At 48.9% G+C, this 22,829-nt stretch carries 19 protein-coding genes and 1 tRNA gene; 12 read left to right on the top strand and 8 right to left on the bottom strand.

The annotated features are described in order from the left end of the window. The first annotated feature begins 27 nt into the window (after nucleotides 1-27). Both BN4_RS05600 and BN4_RS05595 read left to right on the top strand, forming a co-directional pair. On the top strand, nucleotides 28-774 hold the full coding sequence (locus BN4_RS05600) for a tetratricopeptide repeat protein (RefSeq protein ID WP_015414394.1): 747 nt from the start codon (nucleotides 28-30) through the stop codon (nucleotides 772-774). 110 nt (nucleotides 775-884) lie between these two features. After that, nucleotides 885-1,547 (top strand): Fic family protein, encoded by a 663-nt coding sequence (locus BN4_RS05595; RefSeq protein WP_015414393.1) that lies wholly within the window; start codon nucleotides 885-887, stop codon nucleotides 1,545-1,547. Between the two features lie 26 nt (nucleotides 1,548-1,573). Here BN4_RS05595 and BN4_RS05590 read toward each other — a convergent pair whose 3' ends face one another. From BN4_RS05590 to BN4_RS05560, 6 genes are all read right to left on the bottom strand, one after another. Then, the gene (locus BN4_RS05590; RefSeq protein ID WP_015414392.1) at nucleotides 1,574-2,428 is read right to left on the bottom strand and encodes a GIY-YIG nuclease family protein; all 855 of its coding nucleotides are present in this window, start codon (nucleotides 2,426-2,428) and stop codon (nucleotides 1,574-1,576) included. A gap of 18 nt (nucleotides 2,429-2,446) precedes the next feature. Beyond that, nucleotides 2,447-4,057 (bottom strand): type I restriction-modification system subunit M, encoded by a 1,611-nt coding sequence (locus BN4_RS05585; protein ID WP_015414391.1) that lies wholly within the window; start codon nucleotides 4,055-4,057, stop codon nucleotides 2,447-2,449. 11 nt (nucleotides 4,058-4,068) lie between these two features. Further along, nucleotides 4,069-5,157, bottom strand: coding sequence for an AAA family ATPase (locus tag BN4_RS05580; protein WP_015414390.1), 1,089 nt, complete (start codon nucleotides 5,155-5,157; stop codon nucleotides 4,069-4,071). After that, nucleotides 5,154-6,422, bottom strand: coding sequence for a restriction endonuclease subunit S (locus tag BN4_RS17055; RefSeq protein WP_015414389.1), 1,269 nt, complete (start codon nucleotides 6,420-6,422; stop codon nucleotides 5,154-5,156). Before BN4_RS17055 ends, BN4_RS05580 begins: the two co-directional genes overlap by 4 nt. Next, the gene (locus BN4_RS05565; RefSeq protein ID WP_015414388.1) at nucleotides 6,412-9,378 is read right to left on the bottom strand and encodes a type I restriction endonuclease subunit R; all 2,967 of its coding nucleotides are present in this window, start codon (nucleotides 9,376-9,378) and stop codon (nucleotides 6,412-6,414) included. Before BN4_RS05565 ends, BN4_RS17055 begins: the two co-directional genes overlap by 11 nt. A 250-nt stretch (nucleotides 9,379-9,628) precedes the next feature. Continuing rightward, nucleotides 9,629-9,704: transfer RNA gene (locus BN4_RS05560), tRNA-Thr, on the bottom strand. Between the two features lie 296 nt (nucleotides 9,705-10,000). On the opposite strand from BN4_RS05560, the gene BN4_RS05555 reads away from it, so the two are divergent. The 4 genes from BN4_RS05555 (at nucleotide 10,001) to acs (ending at nucleotide 14,032) form a co-directional block, all read left to right on the top strand. After that, nucleotides 10,001-10,444 carry a gamma-glutamylcyclotransferase family protein gene (locus tag BN4_RS05555; RefSeq protein WP_015414387.1) on the top strand — a complete coding sequence of 148 codons (444 nt, stop codon included), beginning with the start codon at nucleotides 10,001-10,003 and terminating at the stop codon, nucleotides 10,442-10,444. A gap of 145 nt (nucleotides 10,445-10,589) precedes the next feature. After that, on the top strand, nucleotides 10,590-11,315 hold the full coding sequence (locus BN4_RS05550; RefSeq protein ID WP_015414386.1) for an MBL fold metallo-hydrolase: 726 nt from the start codon (nucleotides 10,590-10,592) through the stop codon (nucleotides 11,313-11,315). A 144-nt stretch (nucleotides 11,316-11,459) separates the two neighbouring features. Further along, complete coding sequence (locus tag BN4_RS05545) at nucleotides 11,460-11,831, top strand: hypothetical protein (protein ID WP_015414385.1); 372 nt, start codon at nucleotides 11,460-11,462, stop codon at nucleotides 11,829-11,831. An 89-nt stretch (nucleotides 11,832-11,920) separates the two neighbouring features. Next, nucleotides 11,921-14,032: an acetate--CoA ligase alpha subunit gene (gene acs / locus BN4_RS05540; RefSeq protein WP_015414384.1), complete on the top strand. Its 2,112-nt coding sequence runs from the start codon at nucleotides 11,921-11,923 to the stop codon at nucleotides 14,030-14,032. 21 nt (nucleotides 14,033-14,053) lie between these two features. Here the strand turns inward: acs and BN4_RS05535 are convergent, their stop codons facing one another. Continuing rightward, complete coding sequence (locus tag BN4_RS05535) at nucleotides 14,054-14,272, bottom strand: 2-hydroxymuconate tautomerase family protein (RefSeq protein ID WP_015414383.1); 219 nt, start codon at nucleotides 14,270-14,272, stop codon at nucleotides 14,054-14,056. Between the two features lie 16 nt (nucleotides 14,273-14,288). Beyond that, on the bottom strand, nucleotides 14,289-15,707 hold the full coding sequence (locus BN4_RS17050; RefSeq protein ID WP_015414382.1) for a sensor histidine kinase: 1,419 nt from the start codon (nucleotides 15,705-15,707) through the stop codon (nucleotides 14,289-14,291). Nucleotides 15,708-16,543: 836 nt separating this feature from the next. Here BN4_RS17050 and hmcA point away from each other — a divergent pair. The 6 genes from hmcA to hmcF are packed head-to-tail and all read left to right on the top strand — an operon-like array spanning nucleotide 16,544 to nucleotide 22,683. Further along, nucleotides 16,544-18,127, top strand: a complete 1,584-nt coding sequence (hmcA, locus tag BN4_RS05525) for a sulfate respiration complex hexadecaheme cytochrome HmcA (protein WP_015414380.1) — start codon at nucleotides 16,544-16,546, stop codon at nucleotides 18,125-18,127. Between the two features lie 34 nt (nucleotides 18,128-18,161). Further along, nucleotides 18,162-19,232, top strand: a complete 1,071-nt coding sequence (gene hmcB, locus BN4_RS05520) for a sulfate respiration complex iron-sulfur protein HmcB (protein ID WP_015414379.1) — start codon at nucleotides 18,162-18,164, stop codon at nucleotides 19,230-19,232. Then, a complete protein-coding gene (gene hmcC / locus BN4_RS05515) occupies nucleotides 19,233-20,408 on the top strand; it encodes a sulfate respiration complex protein HmcC (RefSeq protein ID WP_015414378.1) in 1,176 nt (391 codons plus the stop codon). Nucleotides 20,409-20,427: 19 nt separating this feature from the next. Beyond that, on the top strand, nucleotides 20,428-20,559 hold the full coding sequence (gene hmcD, locus BN4_RS05510; RefSeq protein WP_041720141.1) for a sulfate respiration complex protein HmcD: 132 nt from the start codon (nucleotides 20,428-20,430) through the stop codon (nucleotides 20,557-20,559). A gap of 24 nt (nucleotides 20,560-20,583) precedes the next feature. After that, nucleotides 20,584-21,261, top strand: a complete 678-nt coding sequence (gene hmcE / locus BN4_RS05505; protein ID WP_015414377.1) for a sulfate respiration complex protein HmcE — start codon at nucleotides 20,584-20,586, stop codon at nucleotides 21,259-21,261. A gap of 24 nt (nucleotides 21,262-21,285) precedes the next feature. Next, nucleotides 21,286-22,683 (top strand): sulfate respiration complex iron-sulfur protein HmcF, encoded by a 1,398-nt coding sequence (gene hmcF / locus BN4_RS05500; protein WP_015414376.1) that lies wholly within the window; start codon nucleotides 21,286-21,288, stop codon nucleotides 22,681-22,683. Nucleotides 22,684-22,829: the final 146 nt, after the last annotated feature.

The following is a 22,829-nucleotide window of genomic DNA, read 5'->3' as shown; positions in this document are numbered from 1 at the left end:
GAATTTGGACTGATCATGGGAGTTAGCATGTTGAAAAAGATATTTCGTCAATTTGGTCAAAAGCAGAAAGAAGTTTTGGAGGATGCCGTTCGGTTAAAGGACTACATGTATGAAGGGTACACCGCGTATAATCAGGGTGACTATGAAAGAGCTGTTTCATCACTGACCGCTGCATACGAACTTGGTGATACTAACGCGGCCTACTGCCTGGGACGATTGCATGCTCATGGGAGGGGGACAAAGAAAGATGCTAAGCGGGCATTCGAGTATTATTCCATCTCAGCCGCAAATGGCGAAATGCGAGCGATATGTGAGCTGGGAGGCCTTTATTATGATGGGAGGGGCGTCGATCGAGATTTTAAAAAGGCTTACGAATGTTTTCTTAGTGCTGCTGAGATGGGGGATAGCAAGGCTCAATTTTGGGTTGCAATGATGTTTGCTAGAGGTGATGGCACTCCGAAAAATTATGCAATGGCTTTCAATTGGTATCAGCGTGCTGCAAATCAAAAAAGATCAGTCGCTTATTTCGAGTTAGGCAAAGCGTTTGAAAATGGTAGAGGGACAGAAGCTGATAATGTCCAAGCATACATGTGGTACAACTTGGGAGCTTACAAGGACGTTGATGGATCGGCTAGCGCAAGAGATCGCCTAGAGAAATATATGGATACGAACGAAGTTGAAGAAGCACAGCGCCTAACCTCAGAATGGCTCAATGAAGCAGCAAAGTCTAAGACTGACATTAAAGATAAGGACGGTTGCGATATTGAAAGTTAGTGGGCTACAGGGGCTGTAGATGCGACGATCGGAGTTGACTCCGTCCATGATTCGAGACATTTATTGACTACACCCGTGATCGTCAATTGCGTTTCGCGGGAGGAAAAGCCATGAAACAGGACAAAGAAAAAGCACTATTCATAGCAAGGAAAGTCTTCGCTGAGCTCGTGTTCGACGTGCAGAGCTTGGAGGGGATGCCTTTCACCATGCCTGAGGTTCAGACCTACCTCCAGGGTGTGACGGTAGGTGGACACAAGGTGGCAGACGTAGAGAAGCTCAAGCAGCAACAGCTTGGCTGGGAGCTGCTTATCGACATGGTAAAGCAGGATACGTTCAGTCTGACCAAGGAGACTGCCTGTGCGATACAAGGCGTCTTGGGGCTTGGCGAGGCGTTGGACCCGGGGCAATTCCGCTCAGGCCAGGTCGGCATAGCTGGCACCGAGTACAAGCCGCCCAAAGCTGGCGAGCTGGATTCTCTTTTCGCTGGCGTGGTCGAAGACATCCTGAAACTCGATGATGTGCGCGAGCAGGCTTACCGCTTGCACCTAGACTTTGCACGCAACCAGTTCTTCTGGGACGCTAACAAGCGCACCGGTCTGCTCATGCTCAACGGTCACCTGATGAGCAACGGTTACGCGCCGTTGTCGGTGCCAGCCAAACGGCTTACCGAGTACAACGCGGGGATGATCCGTTTCTACGAGTCAGGCGACTACGCCGAGATGATGACGTTCCTGCGAGAGTGTCACGAAGCCATGTACGGGCGGTTTGAGTAGCCCGGCAGTAGCTTGCGAACAACATGTTATCCATCTATCGTATTTTCCGCTTGGATCGCCTTTAAAGTCTTCCCGTTGCCATTCCTCCAGCACGTCCTACCATTCGAACTCCTTCCTAGGACAACCCCAGCAGCAGTGCTTGGTGATGAAAAAATATAATCTTCGGTGAATACGTAGTGTCCATTTTTCCCTTGAAGTACGCCTTTCTTGACAAGATCATTCCGAAGATTGGTGAGATATTGGTGGATAGATGGCACCTCTTTCGTCACCCCCTCTGAGCCTTCAAGGACCACGAAGCCTCTGCTTGTTTCGTATCCTTTAGCCTTAATCCCTTTAGCCTTGATATAGAGCAGATTTCTTTCTCCTCTGGCCTGATTCGGCTTCTCAAAGACAGAGAGCCCGACCAGAGGAAAGACCTTGAGCATGTCCTGTATGAAGCTCTCCATGTCAGCTATGTCTGCTTCGGAGAGGGTCGGCTTGGCTGAATCATTGAAGTTGTCTAGATTGCACTGCTTGGCATCCTTTGCCTGCTGGATCAGGCGACTCTCCAAATACTTCACATGCGCCTTGTTAAGGCTTTGATTGCTGGTAACGAAAAAGACTCCCCAGTTCCAAAAGTCCTTCTTGGCATAATGGCTGTCCAGACGTGGACGTACAGGATCACCTTCGCCAATGTAGACCGTCGGCAGACTGCTTTCTTCGGAGGTTCCGACAAGAACATATACGCCGGTGCGCTGAAACTCTTCACGTTTGAGAGCATCCTTGTAGCCAGAGCGTGAAAAGACCACACCCAGACCCGTCCAATTTGACTTTTCAATCAAACGCAGCCCATCTGGGTCGCCATCAGGGAGAAACATGCGTATAGAATAGGGAGTCGACATTCATTCCTCCGATCAAGGCTAAGGCAAAAGCGGCAGGCCAAGTTCCTTGAGATACTTATTGTGCTTCTTTTTGGCCTTTCCGATACTTTTTTCAAGCGTTGTCAGTTCGTTGTGTACTGCGCTAAGGTCAACCTCTTTTTCCGGTACAGCGAGGCTGACATATCGGGTGATATTTAAATTGTAGTCATGCTTTTTCTTGATATCCTCGTGGGAAACTCTTTTAGCAAAGCGCTTTTCTTCTGTGCGATTTTGATACGTGGAAATTATCTTGTCGATATGCTCCTGAGACAAGTAATTCATCTTTTTACCTTTTTCAAAGTGCTCGGCAGCGTTGATGAACAATACGTCATCAGGCTTCTTGCACTTCTTCAGCACCAGGATACACACGGGAATGCCCGTGGAATAAAACAGATTGGCGGGCAGACCGATCACTGTGTCGATATTGCCATCATTTAGAAGCTTACGGCGGATTTTAGCTTCTGCCCCGCCACGGAAAAGAACTCCGTGAGGCAAAATAACAGCCATCGTTCCTTCAGGCTTCAGATAGTGAAAACCATGTAACACAAAAGCAAAATCGGCAGATGACTTTGGAGCCAAGCCGTAATTCTTAAAACGAACGTCATCGCCCATTGATTCACTGGAATTCCACCGGTAGCTGAAAGGAGGATTGGCTACCACTGCGTCGAAGTAGGGCTTCTTTGCGGGGTTTGTTTCCTTCAGGGTGTCCCAATCATTAGTCAGTGTATCACCATGGAATATCTCAAACTCCGAATCCTTGACACCATGCAGAAGCATATTCATGCGTGCGAGGTTGTAGGTAGTGACATTCTTTTCCTGTCCGTAAATCTTGCCAATACCATGTGGCCCCATCCGTTTGCGGACATTCAGTAATAGTGACCCAGAACCACAGGCAAAATCGAATACACTCTCAAGATGCTTTTTCTGGCCGGTGGTTGGGTCTTGGCAATCCAATGTAACAATCGCAGACAGAATAGTGGAAATGAGCTGGGGCGTGTAGAACTCGCCAGCCTTCTTGCCCGACCCGGCGGCAAACTGGCCGATCAGATACTCGTAGGCATCTCCCAATGTATCGCTATCGGTTGAGAACTTCGATAGCCCTTTCACGATCTCTTTGATGATGTCGCACAGTTTCGCATTTCGGGCCTTGTAGTTCTTGCCAAGCTTTTCTGAACTCAGGTTAATTTCAGAAAACAAGCCATGAAAGGTGCTGGCAAAAGATTCTGTCTCAATGTACTCGAATCCATCATGCAACGTGCTCAACAGCTTGTCATCTTGCACACGCGCCATCTCAGCAATGTTGCCCCATAAGTATTGCGGTTTGATCACATAATGCACCTTGCGGCGCATCTGTTTTTCGAACTCTTCAACATCCTCAAGGTTCTCTTCATACCAAATTTGAAGCGGGGTCGTGCTGGGCTGATCTTGGTTGTCTGGATAATCTCGTCCAAGTTCTTTCTTGGCCGCCGCCTCATAGTTGTCGGACAGGTAACGTAAGAAAAGGAAGGACAGCATATAGTCGCGGAAGTCGTCCGCGTTCATTGCGCCGCGCAATTGGTCGGCGATGGCCCAGAGAGTACTACCAAGTAGTTTTTGATCTTGTTCGGTCATAGCTGTCTCGTTTATCTTTTCGCTTTTGCGGTAAGTTCAGGAAGTGCGAATTTATATTGATCTAAAAATGCATTAAGAATTTCTTTGAATAGGTCTTTCGTGTCTTCGACCATTTCTCTTGGCTCATAGACGGAGTACTTGCCATGACTTAGCAAGTTCAAAGCTCGGGCGTAAAGAACGTCGTCGTCAACACCGTGAACACATTCGGAAAAATCCTTAAGTCCAAAAAAAGTGGCTGTTTTCTCCATTATGCTACGCAGCATATTGAAATGATGCGTATACAGCTCGCCTTTCTCAGACGCTAATTGAAGTTCACTTAACATTGCCACATGATGAAAAAAGGGAGTCTCATCCGTTGATTGCAGGGTGTACGTTTCTGAATTGCTTGGTCGATGAAGGAAGTGCGTTTTGTATTTCATCTTTGAGCTTCTGAACTCATTCCACATCACATTAAAAAACAGACTATGGTGTGATGAGATAACAACTTTGACTTTATCTTTTCCCTTTTTCAGAAGCTGTGCCAGATCGCTGGCAACCGCAATAGCGTTGTTGTCATCCAAGGAAGAGATGGGATCATCAACGTAGATGTTTTTGACCCATGAGTATGATTCCTGGCCGTCTATCGTCAGTTCGCAAATCGCCAAAAAAATGCACCAAATAAAGATGTTCTCTTCGCCGCGCGACACCTTGATGTTTTGCTCATCTCCACGAGAGAAGTGAATTCGCCATTTTACGTAGTCTATCTTGAAATCAAAGTCCGCATAGCGATGGAGGTAGGAAAAGATTCTCTCTTCCAGCGCCAATTCTTCGAATCCAGAAAAGAATGAGGAGTCAGAGTTGATGCGCAAAAAACGCTCAACATCATTTTCCAAATCATTTTCCCAGCTAAACAGGTCTTCAGTGTACGCATTGAAATAGAGGGTGTCGGGGACCCCAGTCTTATTCTTAGCAGCACCCTTGAACGCCATGGATAGGCGTGTCTTACCTGTTCCGTTGTAGGCATAAAGCAGAACGACTTCATGATTGTTAAGATCATCACGAATCCGGGTTACCAGCCCTCGGATGGTTTTATAGGAACGGACCTTCGCTTTGTTGCTCATACCTTCACCCCGTCAAGTGACGGAAAAAGCTGCTGCATGAGCCCTTTTTTATGTTCTTTGAGTGCTTCCAACTTTTTGGTGTGGGTGTCGATAAGTTCGTCAATGGAGGAAAGACAGGCAGCTATCTTCTGCTGTTCCGGCAAGGACGGGAAATAGAATTCTTCTTTAAGCCAGGAGTCGAGCTTAAAGAGCATCTTTTCGATCACAATGCCTACACTGCAACGCAAGAATGACTCACTCGCCTTTGGCCGCTGTGAAAAATAATTAAAGAAATTGATGTCACACCCTTTTCTAGGTGTCATCACGGAATACTCGTTCGAGACGATTGCCCCTTCAAGCTCCTTTGGAACAAGCCCACAGGCATTGTGAACAATTTGCCGCTTGGAAATAAGGAAGTCGTTCTCTTTGACCAAAAACTGAGATTTGACTTTGATCGACTTCCCTTTCAGCTGTTCTCTTGGAACAACCCCACCGTATCGGCGCTTGACTGTGACGAGCGAATATTCCTTTTCGTCTTTCATCTTTATTGGGCGTGGAGTTTCGACAAGCAAATCTCCGAGCTTTTTTCCCTTCCATTGTGGACCATTTTGGAATTCTGGGAAACGCACATTTGGCATTTCAGAACCATTCATAGGAAAAAGCTGTTGCAAAAGTCCATTTTTATGGTTTTCAAGGGCAATTACTTTCTCTCTCTGGGAATCTATTTGCGCGTCAAGCAACGAAAGGAACTCAACAATCTTTTTTTGCTCTTGCTGTTTAGGGTATGCAATTGGGTATTGTTTGATTTGAGAAAGATCACCTCTTGGCATCTTTAATCCTCTAGCGCCCTTCATTACATGCCCAATAAATCTTTCATTTTTTAATAGATAGCCAAGAAAGCTATTACTTATGTCTTCGTGGGCCCGAACAACGATAACGTCATTTGAAGCACCTCCATTCATGTTGGATATCCAAACCTTCTTTAAATAAGGACGGATATTAGAAATAAGTATGTCACCCTCTAAAAAGCGAACTGCTGATTCTGCTGGTGGCAATTTTGAAGCTGGTGTAATTCCTTCGAAATTGGGTAATAGGTTGTCCGTACTCACATATTGTTCCATTGTGATTGCTTTTAACGACACCCTGTCAGTCACAAATATTGCAACTCCTTCCAGTGTGCAGGTCTTCCATGGAGCTGACTTGTAAAATGTGGAAAATCGAATTTTGGGAAAGAGACTAAACGAAATCCCTTGTGCCGACTTTTTAGGACTCAATCTATTGCTCATACACACCTAAGCCCGAAATTTCTCGCCCTTGAGCGAGCTTGTGCAGTAACGGAATCAGATCGTCCATCAAGGCCAACTCCTTTTGGGTCCGAGCCTTCCATCCCAACTCCAAAGGGGCCAGCAATTCACTAAGTTGTTCGCCATCGAAGATCATCCGTTGCATGATGCCATCGACAAACTCTTTTAAAGAAGCGGGCTCCACCCCATATTCGTTGGCAATACTGGCTAACTCTCGGGCGCTCGATTCGGACTTGAAGCGTTCGTAACCTTTACGGATGTCTTTTTCATTCATGGCTTCGCCAGCACTCAATGTGTCGATGTAGGCGGCAATATCCTTCCGATCATCCATGAATTTGGCATCAGCCTGGATTAAACCGATTAGCTGTTCACGGGTCATGTTCTGTTTGCCCGGCGTTTGCTGAGTATAGCGGGCAATCAGGGACATTATGTAGTCGTAGTCAATCACTGTGGAGGCGAACAGCACGAACTCGAAATCCAATTGTTGAACTTCCGGCGGAGCTTTATCCCCCTCTTTGTGTTGCTGGACTTTCAAGCGCTGTGCTGTTTCCAGGTAGACGCCACGGAATCCTTGCAATTGTTCTTTGGGAAGAATTTCTTCAATAGTCTCAGCACTCTCAGACGTCAGGTCGGTATACTGATCCAACTTGGTTTTGAGGCGCTGCACGTCCTTGAAGAGGTTTATGAACTGGCTGCGCGCCGCATCCCCATGAAGATTTGGGACCTCTTCGGGGGTACAAGACAACCCTTGTGACTCCATGAATTGATCCAGCTTCTTAACGGCTGCTTGCAGGCTATCGATGACCTTCGGAGCCGGATCGACCAGCCATATTTCCTTGGCTTGCTCACCCCGTTCACCCGAGAATAACGCAATGGCGTCGTTCACGGCTTTCTGCTGTTGGCGAAAATCCAAAACATTGCCATAGGGCTTAGTATCATTCAGGACGCGGTTCGTACGTGAAAGGGCTTGAATTAGGCCATGGTACTTGAGATTCTTATCTACATACAATGTGTTCAAGTACTTGGAATCAAAACCGGTGAGCAACATGTCCACGACAATAATCACGTCTATCTTCTTATTGTGCGGAAGGTCCTGATTGGGGAATTGCTGATCTTTGATACGTTTCTGAACATCCTGATAGTACAGATCAAATTCGTTAATGCTATGGTTGGTTGCGTAGCGTCCGTTGTAATCGGCAATTATAGCTTTAAGGGCTTCCTTTTTTTGTTCCGGAGCCACCGCATTGTCGGCCTTTTCTTGTGGCAGATCTTCCTGAATCTGCTGCACGTCCTTGTTGCCTTCGGCCGGAGGCGAAAACACACAAGCGATGTTCAACGGTTTGAAGCCATCATCCTCGGCCAGTTTCTCCTTCTGAACAGTCATGAACAAGTCGTGATACTCAATTGCGTCGTTGATGGAGCCGGTCGCCAATATGGCATTGAACTTCCGGCCAGCAGTGGCCGAATCATGCTTCTCCAAAATGGCTTCGACGATGGCTCGTTTGGCCAACGTTTCCCCCGGCTTGGGACTGTTGTTTCCTTCCGGCTTGTAATAATCGACATGAAAACGCAGTACGTTGCGGTCTTCAATAGCGTGGGTAATCGTGTAGGAATGAAGCTCCCGCTGGAAGATGTCCTCCGTAGTTTTGTACGAAGCTTGCTGGCCCTCAATCTGCTGGTAAGTGGCATTTTGCTCGAAGATCGGTGTACCCGTGAAGCCAAAGAGCTGGGCATTCGGGAAAAACTCTTTAATTGCCCTATGATTCTCACCAAACTGAGAACGGTGACATTCATCAAAGATGAAAACCATCCGCTTGTCGCGCAAAGACTCCAGCCGCTTCTTGAAATTTTTCTTATTGTTGCCGTCCAACGCAAGGCCAAGCTTCTGGATGGTAGTAACGATCACCTTGTCGGCATAATCATCTGAAAGAAACCTATGAACGAGGGCGGCGGTATTGGTATTCTCCTCGACACAACCTTCTTGAAACCGGTTAAATTCTTCCCTCGTCTGGCGGTCAAGGTCTTTGCGATCAACCACAAACAAGCATTTTTCAATGTCAGGATTGTCTTTAAGCAGCGTGGATGCTTTGAAGGAGGTGAGCGTTTTACCACTTCCGGTGGTGTGCCATATATAACCGTTGCCACAATTTTGATAAATGCAGTCCACAATCGCTTTAACGGCGTAAATTTGATAGGGGCGCATCATCATCAGCTTTTGTTCGCTGGCGACCAGTACCATGTAGCGGCTGATCATTTCCCCTAACGTGTATTTGGCCAGAAACGTCTCAGCAAATGTCTCCAAATGGGTTATCTTCTTATTATCATCGCTGGCGAATTGGTACAGGGGGAGAAAGCGCTCATCTGCGTCGAAGCTAAAATGTCGATTGTTATTATTGGCGAAATACCATGTGTCGCTTCGGTTACTAACTATGAACAGCTGCAGGAAGCACAACAAAGTCTTTCGGTATCCATTTCCTGGATCATTCTTGTAATCAACGATTTGCTGCATAGCCCGGCGAGGGCTGATAGTCAGGGTCTTCAATTCAATCTGCACCACAGGCACGCCGTTGATAAGCAACAAAACATCATATCGGTGATGACTATACTCTGTATTCACACGCAGTTGATTGACTACTTCGAAAGAATTTTTGCACCAATCTTTGGTATTGACCATCGTATAGAAAAGCGGCGTCCCATCTTCCCGTTCAAAGGAGTTTCGCTCACGTAGCATGCAAGCAGCTGCGTAAACGTCGGGAGTAACAATTTGTTCCTTCAGGCGCTTAAATTCATCGTCCGTCAGGTGGACTCGATTAAGCTCTTGAAACTTTTGACGAAAGTTGTCTTCCAGGGCAGCGATATCGCGAATGTCGTCGCGATATTTGTATTTGAGATCAGTCAATTTGCTGATCAAACCTTGTTCAATCTGTTGTTCTGTCATTTGAAATCCATATTGAGACTATAGCAAAAAGATCTTCTCTGGGCAGATTGAAAACTTTAAGCGTGCTTCGTAAATCCCGTCAAGCGTTAGCAAATATCCACCCATATCGAAATCAGATATTTAGGAATAGGTGTCGTCTGATATACCCCCCGGCCACCCCAGGGGCTCCCCCTGTCCCCAAATGTATACCAAGGCGTATACCAAGGCACAAAAAAAGCACTTACGATTTCTCGTAAGTGCTTGATTTCGTTGGAGCCAGAAATCGGAGTTGAACCGACGACCTACTGATTACGAATCAGTTGCTCTACCAACTGAGCTATTCTGGCGAAACGGGAGGTGCTTTTTAGCCTGGGGGAGGGGGTGGGGTCAAGTAAAAAACTTGGAGAGGGTGGATAGGGAGAAGTGCGAAATTCATGTGATAGGGGAAGTCTGATGGATTGGCCCGATCTTTGAAATATGAAAGCCTGAGGGGAGCAGAGTACGGTGGTGAAGTGGACGAGTTTGAGGGAAGTTGATGTGTAAAATTATGCATGCAGGGTGGTTACAGTCATAGAGTTCATGAGGTTGATATTCTTGTATTCCTTGTTGGGCTCGACATTATTGTCGAGTCGGGGGGGTAAGGGTGCCCAAAATTGTCAATGCGCTTGGAGGAGTCATGGTTGGACAGGCCAAGCAGGATGCTGACCAACGATGTAAGGTGTTTGTCTATGGCACCTTGAAAAGGGGATTTGCCAATCACTATTTTCTTCGTAATGCGCATTTTTTTGGCATGGCGAAGACTGTTAAAATGTATGGATTATATGTTGATGAATTTCCTTCCGTATATGCTTGGGATGCTGTTTCTCCAATTCGAGGAGAGGTTTATGATATCGATATGTTGACGCTCCGTTGTCTTGATGGAGTCGAAGGGCACCCACGATTCTCCCGGCGGGAAGAGATTGAGGTTTTGCTCGACTCGGGGCAACTTCTCTGGGTGTGGTTTTATTTTTATCCACAGCGAGGCAAACGTCTTATCTCAAATGGAGAGTTTAATTTATCAACAGGGTTGGCTCAAGAGATGGACTGAGTCTTTGACCGTGCTAATTCCAATATGATGTGCTTTCATCAATTGGGCCTGCTTTGGCAAGGTGGGGGTGAGTCATAAGGCGGGACAGCCTCCTTCTCATTTGGTAGACTTTGCCTGAACCCAAATGAATACGAGTGAGGCATCTATGCAGATAACCGTGACCTATATACATCATAATTGTTTTGTGCTGGAGACTCCAAGTCGAACATTTCTTTTTGACTATCCAGGGGATATGCATCTGCCTGAAGGAGCTGAGGCTGTGGTGCAGAATCGGGTGGCAGGTCGTAATTTAGCCGTCTTTATCTCCCATAGTCACGATGACCATCTGAATGAAGACCTTAAGACTATGGCGAGTACTGCCTCGAGTGTTCATTATATTATTTCTGATGATGTTCTTGAAATGCGTCCGGAGGTCATTCCGGCAGATTGCGAGACCCTTATCGTGGAGCCTGATGAAAGTTATACCTCTGCCGGGTTGAGTATAGAGACTCTCATGAGTAACGATTTGGGGGTGGCTTTTCTCGTGCAGGATGGCGATTTCCGGTTTTACTACGGTGGAGACCTCGCCAAGTGGATTTGGAAATCCGCTTCGGCCAGAGAAGAATCGTTTACTGCTCATTTTTTCAAACAAGCCATGATTCGTGTCCACGAATTCAAACCCCATGTGGTTTTTTCAAATGTCGATAAGCGGTTGGAAAATCTGGCAGGGGGAGCGGAAGCGTATCGAGAGACCGGTGCACGAGTCTTCATTCCTATGCATACGTTCGGCGAAACCGAATGGTTGGGAGCTTTTCGAGATTCCGTGGGGGATAAGGCAACGGAACTCTTTGTCTATGCGGACTTGGGAGACAGTATGGGGTATGAAATTTGAGCCGGGCGTTCTGCATGGCTGTGGGAGAGAGAAGATGCTTTGGATGTGGCAGATACTATTTTCCGAGAAAGGGAGGACGTATTTTGCCCGATGAATCTCAGGGGGTTGGTTGACGGCCTATTTTGATTAGGTTAGGCAATCCCAATGGGTTATACTGTGGAAATCAATCAGAACGATCTATGGCTCACCATTGTGACTCGAGGTGGTATCTCTGGGTACGACGATTTTTTGGAAAAAGCAGAGACCATTATAGACTTGGTCCGTGATGCTGGCACACGACGAATTCTTCTCGATGACAGGGACGTCCGTATAGATCTTGATGTTCTTGATATTATTCGGGTTGCCGAGCGGTTGGACGAAGCCGATTTTCCGACTTTGGGGCTTCGTATAGCGTGTCTTGTCGGTAATCAGGATCATACTGTTTTTCGGACTGTAGAGACTATTTACAGTAATAGATCCATCAATTTTCGCCTGTTCAGATGTCGTGAATCGGCCATTGAGTGGCTCACAGCCTGAGCAAGACTTTCCTTGTTCCTTTCGCCTGTTTCAGGTTAGGCTCCTCGGCGTACCAAGTGAGTAACCTCAGTCATGAATCAGGAGCCGATTTGAGCGCCAAGGACCATCTTCAAGCATTTTTCTATCCCGACACTGTCGCCGTTATCGGCGCATCAAGTACCCCCGGAAAAGTGGGGCATACAGTCGTTTCCAACATGTTACAGGCTGGCTACAAGGGAAAACTGTATCCTGTAAACCCCAACGCAAAGGTCATAGAAGGGGTCTCCGTCTTCAATGATATCGAATCCCTACCGCGTGGAGTTGATCTCGGCGTAGTGGCGGTACCGCGAGGATCGGTCATACCGTCTCTCAAGAGGTTGGTTTCCGTTGGCACCAAGTCGGTTATTGTGATTACTGCCGGCTTCAAGGAAGCGGGAAAGGACGGCTATGCTCTTGAACGAGAAATAGTCGAAGTATGCGAAGAGTCTGGAATGGCACTTCTTGGTCCAAATTGCCTTGGTATGATCAATGCTTCCGCCGGGGTGAATGCTTCTTTCGCCTCTGGGAATCCCATCCCTGGCTCCATTGCATTTTTTTCTCAATCCGGAGCACTTTGTGTCGCGATTCTTGATTGGGCTCTTGGTGAAAATATAGGGTTCTCAAAATTTGTGTCATTGGGAAACAAGGCGGTTCTCGATGAAGCGGATATGTTGGAATATCTCAATGAAGATGAAGAGACCAAAGTCATTCTTGGCTATGTGGAAAATGTTGAGCGCGGCGAGGAGTTTCTCCGTCAGGCCCGGAGAGCGAGCCTGAATAAGCCGGTGATCATGATCAAATCCGGGACGACAGCAGCGGGAGCCAAAGCGGCTTCATCGCATACAGGAGCTATCGCCGGATCGGATCAGACATATTCTGCAGCTTTCAGGCAAGCTGGTGTTATTCGGGTGGATGATGTCGCGACATTATTCAATCTCGCACAGGCTTTTTCAACGCAACCTTTACCCAAGGGGCCAAACCTTGCTGTGGTAACCAATTCGGGAGGGCCGGGCATTCTGACCGCTGATACGGCTGATCGCTCCGCACTGAGTATGGCTGCCTTATCGCAAAAGACCGTACAACGGCTTCAGGAATTTCTTCCCAGCTACGCCGCTTTTTATAATCCTGTGGATATTATTGGCGATGCCGATGCTGAACGCTACCGGCGTACTTTGGGTGTGGTAAGCGAAGATTCCATGGTTCATTCCATTCTCGTCTTATTGACTCCTACGGCTACCGTGGAAATAGAGGAGACCGCAAAGGCTGTCATTCATACAGCTCGTAAAAGTGGGAAACCTGTTTTTGCCTGTTTTATGGGGAAGACTCGTATTCGCAAGGCGCGGGCAATGCTTATGGATGCGGGGATACCCTGTTATGCTTTTCCTGAGGCAGCAGTTAAAGCCATTGAAGCCATGTATGAATTTTACCTTTGGAAGAACCGGCCGGAGCCTGTTTATAAGGAAATCGAGCGTGATAGAGCGCGGGCCATGCAAGTCATTCAGACGCATGAACAGCGCAATGTCGCGGAGATCGTGGAATTTGAAGCGCAGGAGATTGTCAAGGCGTATGGGCTGCCTACACCGAGGACCGTGTTGGTTCGCTCCAGTGAGGAGGCTCTCGTGGCTGCCGAGGAAATCGGTTATCCCGTGGTACTCAAGATTGCATCGCCGGATATCTCGCACAAGTCCGATGTGGATGGTGTGAAAGTCAATGTGAGAAATGCCAATGAGGTGATGCGGACTTTTCATGAAATTACTTCCAGGGCCCAGCGTATGCGGCAGGATGCTTATATTGCAGGATGCCTGGTACAGGAAATGGCTCCTCCCGGAGTGAAAGAGGTCATTATCGGTTTCAAGCGTGATGAACAGTTTGGTCCGATGGTGATGTTCGGATTGGGCGGTATCCATGTGGAAATCATGAAGGATATCTCATTTCGTCTGGCTCCGCTGTCCCGTCAGGATGCCTTTGAAATTGTTCGGGAAATCAAATCGTATATGCTGCTCAAAGGAATCAAGGGAGAGCAGCCTGTCAATTTTACCGCACTTGAGGATATACTTCTGACCATGTCGCAGATGGCACTTGATCTCCCTCAGGTATGGGAGGCTGAATTCAACCCTGTCCTTGTCAACCATGAAAGAGCCATGGTGGCTGACGTGCGCATGACGTTACAGCTCAAAAGATGATATGATCCGGGAAAGCCCGGTTCAGGAGTCTTGGCTATGCTGTTTGTCTTTTCGTAACAGCGTGACGGGGTCACCTCCTATCCCCCAATTATCTGTATCCACTTCATCTATGATAACAAAAGTGGTCTTGGGATTTTTTCCAAGGACATTTGCCAGCAGGTCGGTGACACCTGCTATCAACAGTTGTTTCTGATCGGCTGTCGCGCCTTCTTTGGTGATACGGATATTGACGAAAGGCAATGGACTCTCCTTGTGTTTATTCAGGGCCGAGGCGGGGCAGAGTCATGGTTATCGTGGTGCCGTTTTCCTCGGATGTATTCATGGTGATGGTTCCATTCATGATTTCGGTCATAAGCTTGGCAGAATATGTCCCGAGTCCGGTGCCCGAGGCCTTGCCTTCCGTGCTTGCCTTTGCAAAGAAACTCTGCCTGATTCCTTCCGGGACGGTTCTTTGGTTGTGAACAACGACTTGTAGTGACTCTGTATTAGTCAGGGAAACGGTGACTCGTTCTCCGGGGGAGGACGCTTCAATGCCATTTTTGATTACATTGGCAAGAATTGTATAACACAGGGTATCGTCCGCTTCCAAAGTCATGGCGTCCTTGTCCGTGGGAATGCTGCCGTTGTATGTGACGAGCATCTCCACTCCCCGTGCTTCGGCAAATCCACTGAGGTCCTTGACGACCCGGTTGGCGATCGTGAGTAAATCCATGGGACCCGGAATATATTGGTACTGGCCGGATTCCATTTTGTAGAAATCCAGGCTTCGGTTGATCATGTCCATGGAGCGGCTGGCAGCTTGCCTGATATCGGTCATGATATCCCTTTGCTCTTCTGTCATCTCCGTGAACTCGTCAAGGTAGGTTAATCCGGTCAGGATGCTGATTATGGGGGATTTGAGATCGTGTTGGACGATTCTGTCCATATCGTCCTTCAGTTGTTCGGCCCGAATGCGTTCAAGTTGGTGCGCTGCCTCCTTCTTGAGGAGAAAAAGCAGAGCGACCAGAAGTCCCGCAACCATGACCGTCATCGCCGCAGTCGAATAGAAAAGCAGTGTTTCCAGCCTGCTGATTCGTTCACTGATATCATAGTACATTTCAAAAGCGCCGAGGAATTTGTCTCCATTGAGAAATGGAACATATATTTCTATGACATCAAGAGTGACGGTTTTTCCATCCAGGTCTGTTGTGTTCTTGACAATAAGTTTGCTGTAGGTCTCGCCTTTGAGAAGGTGTTCGTGAAAGTATGGTTTATCATGGAGATGGCCGATATCCGTTGGTTCGTCTGAATAAATGACTTCGCCACTGGAGGAGAACACTCGCACTCTGAGCAGGCCGAAGCTTTGCTCGAGTTTGTATATGTCGGCAAAAAAACGGTTGGTCATTACTCCCGGTCGAAGTTCGGTATTTTTCAAGGAAGGTGGAAGGATATATTCGCCGATTCGAGTGGCATCCCGCTCGAGTCCTTGTACGAAGACTTCTGTAAAAGCGGGGTAAATGAACACAATGTTGACCAGTGGCAGAGTCAAGGCAAGAAGCGCACTGGCAACAAGGGCGAAGCAGAAAGACCGTCCTCGATGGGAAGCGAGGCAAAGGAAAAGAGGACTCCACCTTTGCAGTTTGTGCATGGAAGAGAGGCGGCATGTTTGAGGAGACATTTCCGATTTTGCATTCATGGTATGGCTGTCCGTAGGTTTGGCAAACCTTTTTTGAATATGGATGTGTCCATGTGAACACTTTTGGTGCAACCGGTAAAATTGAAATGAGCATATCTCTTTTACAAAAAAAGGGCGATGATAGTTTTCCTTCTTGACGCGGAATTGGAGATTGTCTACCAAAAAGGAGATGAATCATTTCAGACTATAAAGGTATGAAATAAAGCACTTTATGCGATAAATCTGAATGCACACACGGCCATGAAGGGTGGCTGTTTTTCAGAACACGGGAAAGGCGAAATTATTCCGGTCGGTTGTATAGAGGGCGTGTTTTTTACCGGGAATGACTTGACGATATCTTGATGGTTGTATACCAGTTCGGTATAGAATCAATCCTGCTGAATAGGCAGGGTTATTGAGCTTGGGGCAAAAATAGACGTAACACTCTGTTTTTAAGCTCAATTCGTAAAGACGATATGCACCGTGTTCCGAGGGGAAAAGGAGCGGGGGCGCAGAGCGTCGGTTGCGAACTGAAATTAGCTGAGGGGCTAATCTCAAGCAAATCTGTCTCATGGACAAAGGGTTTTTATCACCCGGTCGATTCGCGTGTTGCGTCTGTTCTACAGGTGCGTCTTGTCGAAACTTCGGTTGAATAAATGCCTGGATTGAGGGCTCGTTGCACTGGCGCCGTCCGCGCATTGCTGCAACCTGTGAGATGCCTCGGCGACCGTTTAGGCGAAGTGTTTCGCCTGTTCGGGTGTCGGTGGCGCGTACGCATCGTACAGCAAGCGCGCGGCTTTGGGGCAGTTGGTTGGAGAGGGTGCATAGTATTCCACTAACTTATTAAGGAATGCGTTATGGAGAAAGGAAGACGACTGCTATTTTGGGCTGGAATCCTTTTCGTGTTCGCTGCGACATCGATCGTCTGTCTGGAGGCCCATGGCCTGGACGCACAGGCAAAGGCCGCCTCTGAGGCGCGAGCCGACGCCGTGACTATCGATACGCTGGCAAAGTTCGAAAAGCTTGAACTGCCCGTGGTAACCTTTTATCATGACATGCACGCTGATGCCCTTGCCAAACAGGGCAAGGACTGTGCGACATGTCACGAAAAGGATTCCAAAGGAAAACTTTCCATCAAATTCAAGCGTCTGGTCGATGATGACCCAGACACCATCAAAAGCATCTATCATACCGAGTGTATTGGATGCCACAAGGACATGATCGATGCCGGTCAGAAGTCCGGTCCCCTGGACGGCCAGTGCCGTTCCTGTCACACCACCAAGCCAGCCAAGAGTGACTGGACGTCTATCACAATGGACAAGTCGCTTCACTATCGTCACATCAAGGCGACCGGTGGCGAAGAAAAGTGTGACACCTGTCACCATGTCTACGACGAAACGGCCAAAAAGCTCGTTCCTGCCAAAGGTAAGGAACAGAATTGTCGTAATTGTCATATGGCAGAGCCGACAGTGAAATCGGCTGATCTGACTGTTCCTTCATTTGATCAGGTTGCACATACTGCGTGTGTTTCCTGCCATAAGGATTTCACGGCCAAGAAGTTGGAATCCGGCCCGATCCGTTGTGAAGGGTGTCACACTGCCGCGAAGCAGGCTGATATCAAGATTGTCAACGACGTCCCCCGTCTCAAGCGTGGACAACCTGATGTCACGTTGCTGGTTGCCGTCAAGAACGGTAAGGCCATGTCGAATATTGGTCCTGTTCCTTTTGATCATGCCAAGCATGAAACGTACCTGAAGGACTGCCGTTCCTGCCATGTGGGTGAAGGCTCCATGGATGGCAAGTTCTTTGAACAAGCCGGTGACATGCATCTAAAGACAAACATGCAGGGATGTATTGGTTGCCACAAGACCAGACAGGAAGAGAAAGCAGTCTGTGCCGGGTGTCATAGCCAAATGGCTGAAAACAAGGCTCCGAACAAGGCGACCTGCGCCAAATGCCACGAAGCATCCCTTACCGGATTATATGTGGATGGCAAATTGCCCGAAAAGGATGTCGTGAAAGCCGAAGCCGCAGCCGCTCTCGCCATGCGTAATCACGATGTGGCGACCATCTCGGATGCCGATATTCCGGAAAAAGTTGTCATCGATTCCCTGTCCGACCAGTTCGGGCCGAGCACGCTCCCGCATCGCAAGATTGTCAAACGACTAATCAAGGAGATGCAGGGCGATACGATGGCTGGTTACTTCCATGGTCAGGAGACGCTTGTCTGTCAGGGATGTCATCATAACAGCCCGGCGTCCAAAACACCGCCCAAATGCTCAAGCTGCCATGGCGCTCCGTTCAATCCAGAACGGCCCGACATGCCAGGTTTGAAGGCCGCATACCACGGTCAGTGCATGGGTTGTCACGCAGCCATGAAGCTTGAGAAGCCCGTCTCCACGACGTGCGACGATGCTCAAGGCTGCCACAAGAAGAAGTAATCCGAACCCGGTGAAAATACACTAGGAGTCATCCATGAAACGAAGAAACTTCCTCGGCCTGATGGGAGCGGCGGGCATTTCCGCCGCACTCCCGACCAAGGCTCAAGCCGCTGGAAATGTACACTTTGAAGGATATCCGGGAAGCAAGGGCGTGCTCTTCGATGCCACGCGCTGCATCGGGTGTCGCAAGTGTGAAGCGGGCTGCAACGAGATCAATGGTCTGGCCAAACCGGAAAAGCCGTTTACTGATCTCTCGGTTCTCGAGACGCCTCGGCGTACCGAGAACGATGCCTATACCGTTGTCAATAAATACACAGAGCCGGATGGACAGTCCGTGTTCAGGAAGATTCAGTGCATGCATTGCCTGGAGCCATCCTGTGCATCTGCCTGCTTTGTCAAGGCGTTCAAGAAGCAACCTTCCGGGGCCGTCACATATGACGAATCCCTTTGTGTCGGCTGCCGATACTGCATGGTCGCCTGTCCTTTCGAGATACCGACTTATACCTATAACGATCCGATTACTCCCAAAGTTATCAAATGCCATCTGTGCGAACCGCACATCAAAGGCGGTAAGGTCAGCATGCCCGGATGCGTTGCCAGTTGCCCCAAAGAGGCATTGATCTATGGAGAACGTGATGAACTTATCAAGATCGCGCGTAATCGGATCGAAGCCAATCCTGAAAAATACATTGATCATCTCTATGGCGAGCATGAAGTGGGCGGCACGAGCTGGCTTTACCTCTCTGGTGTTCCCTTTGAGCAGATCGGTATGCGTGAAGATCTCGGGGTAAAATCCGGGCCGGAATTAAACTCGGGCGCTTTGTCCGTTGTTGCCATGGTTCCTGCCTTGTGGCCCCTGTTGTTGGCAGGTGTCTATGGCATCACGACGCGGACAGACAAGATCAATAAGAAGGAAAAGGCCGACGCCGTTGCCGAGGCCATTACACAGACACAGGAAAAGGCCAACGCCGATATGAAGGCCGCTATGGTGCGCGCCGCCAACGACAAGGAAGCCACTGTGAAACGTGAAGTCGCTAAAGCCGTGGAGGAAGCCTTGAAGGCTGCCGAAGAAGGCGATGGCGAAAAGGAAGAGGAGGGCGCATAAATGACGACTGAAGCCCAAACCAAACAATCACTGTTCACTCCGTTCAATGTCATTGCCGGATTGATCCTCATTCTTGGTGCCGGACTGACTGTGTGGCGCTTTGGCTGGGGAATCGGGGCCGTGACAAACCTTGATAACAATAACCCCTGGGGTATCTGGATCGGATTCGACCTGCTCTGCGGAGTCGCTCTGGCGGCAGGTGGCTATGTCACTTCTTCTGCTGTGTATCTCTTCGGCATGAAGAAACATCACGCGGCTGTGCGCCCGGCTATCCTGACCGCGTTTCTCGGGTATCTCTTTGTCGTTGTGGCATTGCAGTATGACCTGGGCCGCCCCTGGCGTTTGCCTTATCCGTTCGCGGTTTCCCGGGGCACCACATCCATGCTTTTCGAAGTCGGTTTGTGTGTTGCCTTGTATCTGACCGTCCTGTTTCTGGAGTTTTCTCCGGCCGCTCTTGAATTCTTCGGCCAGAAAAGACTCAGAAAGATGATTCACAAGTGCACCATCGCCCTGACTGTTTTCGGCGTTGTGCTCTCCACACTGCATCAGTCTTCGCTCGGCGCATTGTATATCATTGCCCCTTCGAAACTGCATCCTCTCTGGTATTCCAGCTATCTGCCGACACAGTTCTTTGTTTCGTCGGTAGCGGCGGGGCTTTCCATGGTCATGCTGGAAGGCTGGCTGTCCCATGGCTCCTCAACGTTGCATGGCAAGATGAGTGAGGAATATTTGGGGCAGCATGACGACCTGTACTATGGATTTGCCAAAGGTGCTTCCTGGGTGCTCATGGGCTACTTCTTCATCAAGGTGATCGGCATTGCCGCTGATAATGAGTGGCATCTTCTGTTCACCGGCTGGGGCGAGTGGTTCCTGTTCGAGGTGCTGGGTTTTGTCCTGTTGCCGTCCTTTCTGTACGCCATTGGCGCGCGGGAGAAGAACCTCAAGCTGATCCGGTGGACTGCGTTACTGACTGTTCTGGGCATTGTCCTCAATCGTCTCAACGTGTCACTGATAGCCTTCAATTATCGCCTGCCTTCCGAGATGCGATATGTCCCGAGCTGGCAGGAGATCTGTGTGACGCTGTTCGTCTGCACCATGCTCGTCGTAACCTTTAAGTTCATCGCCAGTAAGACGCCGATCTTTTATGATCACCCGGATTACAAGGATGAACATTAATCCTTAGGAGGACGACAAAATGGAACATGCAATTTATACCTTGCAGGATTTTTTGCTCGCCACCAAAGGGTGGGTATATATTCTAATGGGTGCGTCGCTCGTGGTCTTCGTGGCCTACTGGAAGTTCCTGTTCAGCAGGGACAAAGACTAACGGCAGCATACGAGGAGTTAAACCATGTATGAACTGTTAACGGGACCGATCCTCTGGCTGGTTTGTGCCATCGCCATTGTCGGTATGATTACCCGTACCATATTCTTCATCAAAGGCCTGAGCTGGAAGCTGGATCGTGTGGCGTATTCCGCACATCCCGCAGCCGGTGCCAAGGGAGCCATCCGCTCTATCCTGGCTTTTCTCATTCCCTTCGGCAATCATAGCTGGAGAGCAAAACCCGGATTCACGATCATGTTTTTCGTGTTCCACATCGGCCTGCTGGGTGTTCCGTTATTCCTGGCAGGGCACGCTGTCATCTTGCAGGAGCGTTTTGGCATTTCCTGGCCCACTATTTCCATGGGGGCGGCGGATTTCTGGACTGTCGCCATGTTGGTAGCGGCCGCGTGTATTGCCATACGCCGCATGATCCTGCCTGAGGTTCGCATCATTACCGATGCGAAGGATTGGTTTGTGCTCCTCGTTTCCATCGCTCCGTTTCTTTCCGGCTATCTGGTCGTGCATGAGATCGGCGATTACAACTTCTGGCTGCTTGTTCACATCGTCAGTGGTTTGGCTTGGATCGTGCTTTTGCCGTTTACCAAGCTGTTCCACGCTGTGGGCTTTTTCTGGACCCGTGCCCAGCTCGGCATGGACTTCGGCATCAAGCGCGGCGGCATGAAGTACAAGAGCTTCGACTGGTAGGTCGAGCGAACAAGGAGAAGCAAAATGCCTGAAGGAAAGCTGTGCAATAGAACCCCGATTAATACCGAAGAGTACCTTTCAGAGGTGCTTGCGGATACCGGTGGCAAGCAATATTATAAAGAAATGGAAGAACTCGACGTTGATGTCGAGAAGCTCCAGGCGTCTTTGAAAGCGACTCTCAAGTCCAGGCTCAAGACCTGGCTTGAAATGTGTGCCCATTGTGGCCTCTGCGCTGATGCCTGCTTCCTGTATGAAGTGAATGATAAAGACCCCAAGCAGGTCCCTGCCTACAAGATTCAGTCTACACTGGGCGAGATTGTTCGCAAAAATGGTAATGTGACGAACGAATTCATGCGTCATTGCATGGATGTCGCTTGGTCCCAGTGCACCTGTTGCAACCGCTGTGGGCATTATTGCCCGCACGGTATAGATATGGGGGTGATGTTCAGCTACTTGCGCGGTCTGCTCAATTCTCAGGGTTTTTTCCCATGGGAACTGAAGATCGGCGCGGGGATGCACCGCGTGTATCGCGCTCAGATGAATGTCACTGAAGAAGACTGGGTCGAGACATGCGAATGGATGGAAGAGGAGACCGAAGAGGAGTGGCCGGGCCTGAAAATTCCCATGGATGTGGAAGGCGCGGATATTATGTACACCCTCAACGCTCGCGAACCAAAGCATTATCCCGAGGATATTGCCGAGGCTGCGATTTTGTTTCATTTGACCGGAGAAAATTGGACCATGCCCAGTCAGGGATGGGAACAGACGTCTCTTTCCATGTTTGCAGGGGATTGGGAAGCCTGCACAATGCAGGTCAAGACTGTCTATGAAGCAATCGAGCGCCTCAAGCCGAAGCGAGTGGTTGGCACCGAGTGCGGACACGCCCACCGTGCCACCGTCATTGAAGGTCCGTATTGGGCCGGTCGTCCAGACGGGTTGCCGCCTCGTCCTTATATTCACTATGTGGAATGGGTCGCTGAGGTGCTTCGAACCGGTCGGCTCAAAATTGATCCGGCCAAGCGGTTGAAACGTCCTGTGACGCTCCAGGATTCCTGTAACTATGTCCGTAATCACGGTCTTGCCGATATCACTCGTGAAATCATGTCTTACATCGTTGAGCCCGAGTATTTCATTGAGATGGCTGATCGGCGTGAGCACAACTACTGCTGCGGCGGCGGCGGTGGTTTCAACGGTGTCGGTAAATACCGCCCACAACGTAATGTGGCGCTTCGTAAGAAGCGTGACCAGATTATTGAAACCGGGGCAGAACTTGTCATTGCCCCATGCCATAACTGCTGGGATGCGATTCGTGATCTTGAAGAAGAGTACGAGATTGGTATCAAGTGGTCTTTCCTCAAGCCTCTGTTGATCGAAATGGCTCTTGTGCCTGATCATTTGAAGCCCAAGGAAGAAGAGGAATAACGCTCCTCCCGATGTCATTGAACCGGCCCGGCGACTCTTCGCCGGGTCGGATATTTAACTCAGTAGATTCAGAGTCAATCCGAAAGAGCGTATGTCTTTTCGCGGTCCATGCGATGTCAAGACTGCCTTTTTCATATTTCACGGCT

Origin of the sequence: Pseudodesulfovibrio piezophilus C1TLV30 (genome assembly GCF_000341895.1) — a bacterium.
In the GTDB taxonomy this organism is placed as follows: domain Bacteria; phylum Desulfobacterota; class Desulfovibrionia; order Desulfovibrionales; family Desulfovibrionaceae; genus Pseudodesulfovibrio; species Pseudodesulfovibrio piezophilus.
Note: the sequence above shows the minus strand (reverse complement) of the source record. Positions and strands in the feature narration are given on the sequence as shown.

Coding starts and splice junctions, on each gene's coding strand:
- BN4_RS05600 (WP_015414394.1), top strand. CDS start 28: ATGTTGAAAAAGATATTTCGTCAATTTGGTCAAAAGCAGAAAGAAGTT.
- BN4_RS05595 (WP_015414393.1), top strand. CDS start 885: ATGAAACAGGACAAAGAAAAAGCACTATTCATAGCAAGGAAAGTCTTC.
- BN4_RS05590 (WP_015414392.1), bottom strand. CDS start 2,428: ATGTCGACTCCCTATTCTATACGCATGTTTCTCCCTGATGGCGACCCA.
- BN4_RS05585 (WP_015414391.1), bottom strand. CDS start 4,057: ATGACCGAACAAGATCAAAAACTACTTGGTAGTACTCTCTGGGCCATC.
- BN4_RS05580 (WP_015414390.1), bottom strand. CDS start 5,157: ATGAGCAACAAAGCGAAGGTCCGTTCCTATAAAACCATCCGAGGGCTG.
- BN4_RS17055 (WP_015414389.1), bottom strand. CDS start 6,422: ATGAGCAATAGATTGAGTCCTAAAAAGTCGGCACAAGGGATTTCGTTT.
- BN4_RS05565 (WP_015414388.1), bottom strand. CDS start 9,378: ATGACAGAACAACAGATTGAACAAGGTTTGATCAGCAAATTGACTGAT.
- BN4_RS05550 (WP_015414386.1), top strand. CDS start 10,590: ATGCAGATAACCGTGACCTATATACATCATAATTGTTTTGTGCTGGAG.
- BN4_RS05545 (WP_015414385.1), top strand. CDS start 11,460: ATGGGTTATACTGTGGAAATCAATCAGAACGATCTATGGCTCACCATT.
- BN4_RS17050 (WP_015414382.1), bottom strand. CDS start 15,707: ATGAATGCAAAATCGGAAATGTCTCCTCAAACATGCCGCCTCTCTTCC.
- hmcA (WP_015414380.1), top strand. CDS start 16,544: ATGGAGAAAGGAAGACGACTGCTATTTTGGGCTGGAATCCTTTTCGTG.
- hmcB (WP_015414379.1), top strand. CDS start 18,162: ATGAAACGAAGAAACTTCCTCGGCCTGATGGGAGCGGCGGGCATTTCC.
- hmcC (WP_015414378.1), top strand. CDS start 19,233: ATGACGACTGAAGCCCAAACCAAACAATCACTGTTCACTCCGTTCAAT.
- hmcD (WP_041720141.1), top strand. CDS start 20,428: ATGGAACATGCAATTTATACCTTGCAGGATTTTTTGCTCGCCACCAAA.
- hmcE (WP_015414377.1), top strand. CDS start 20,584: ATGTATGAACTGTTAACGGGACCGATCCTCTGGCTGGTTTGTGCCATC.
- hmcF (WP_015414376.1), top strand. CDS start 21,286: ATGCCTGAAGGAAAGCTGTGCAATAGAACCCCGATTAATACCGAAGAG.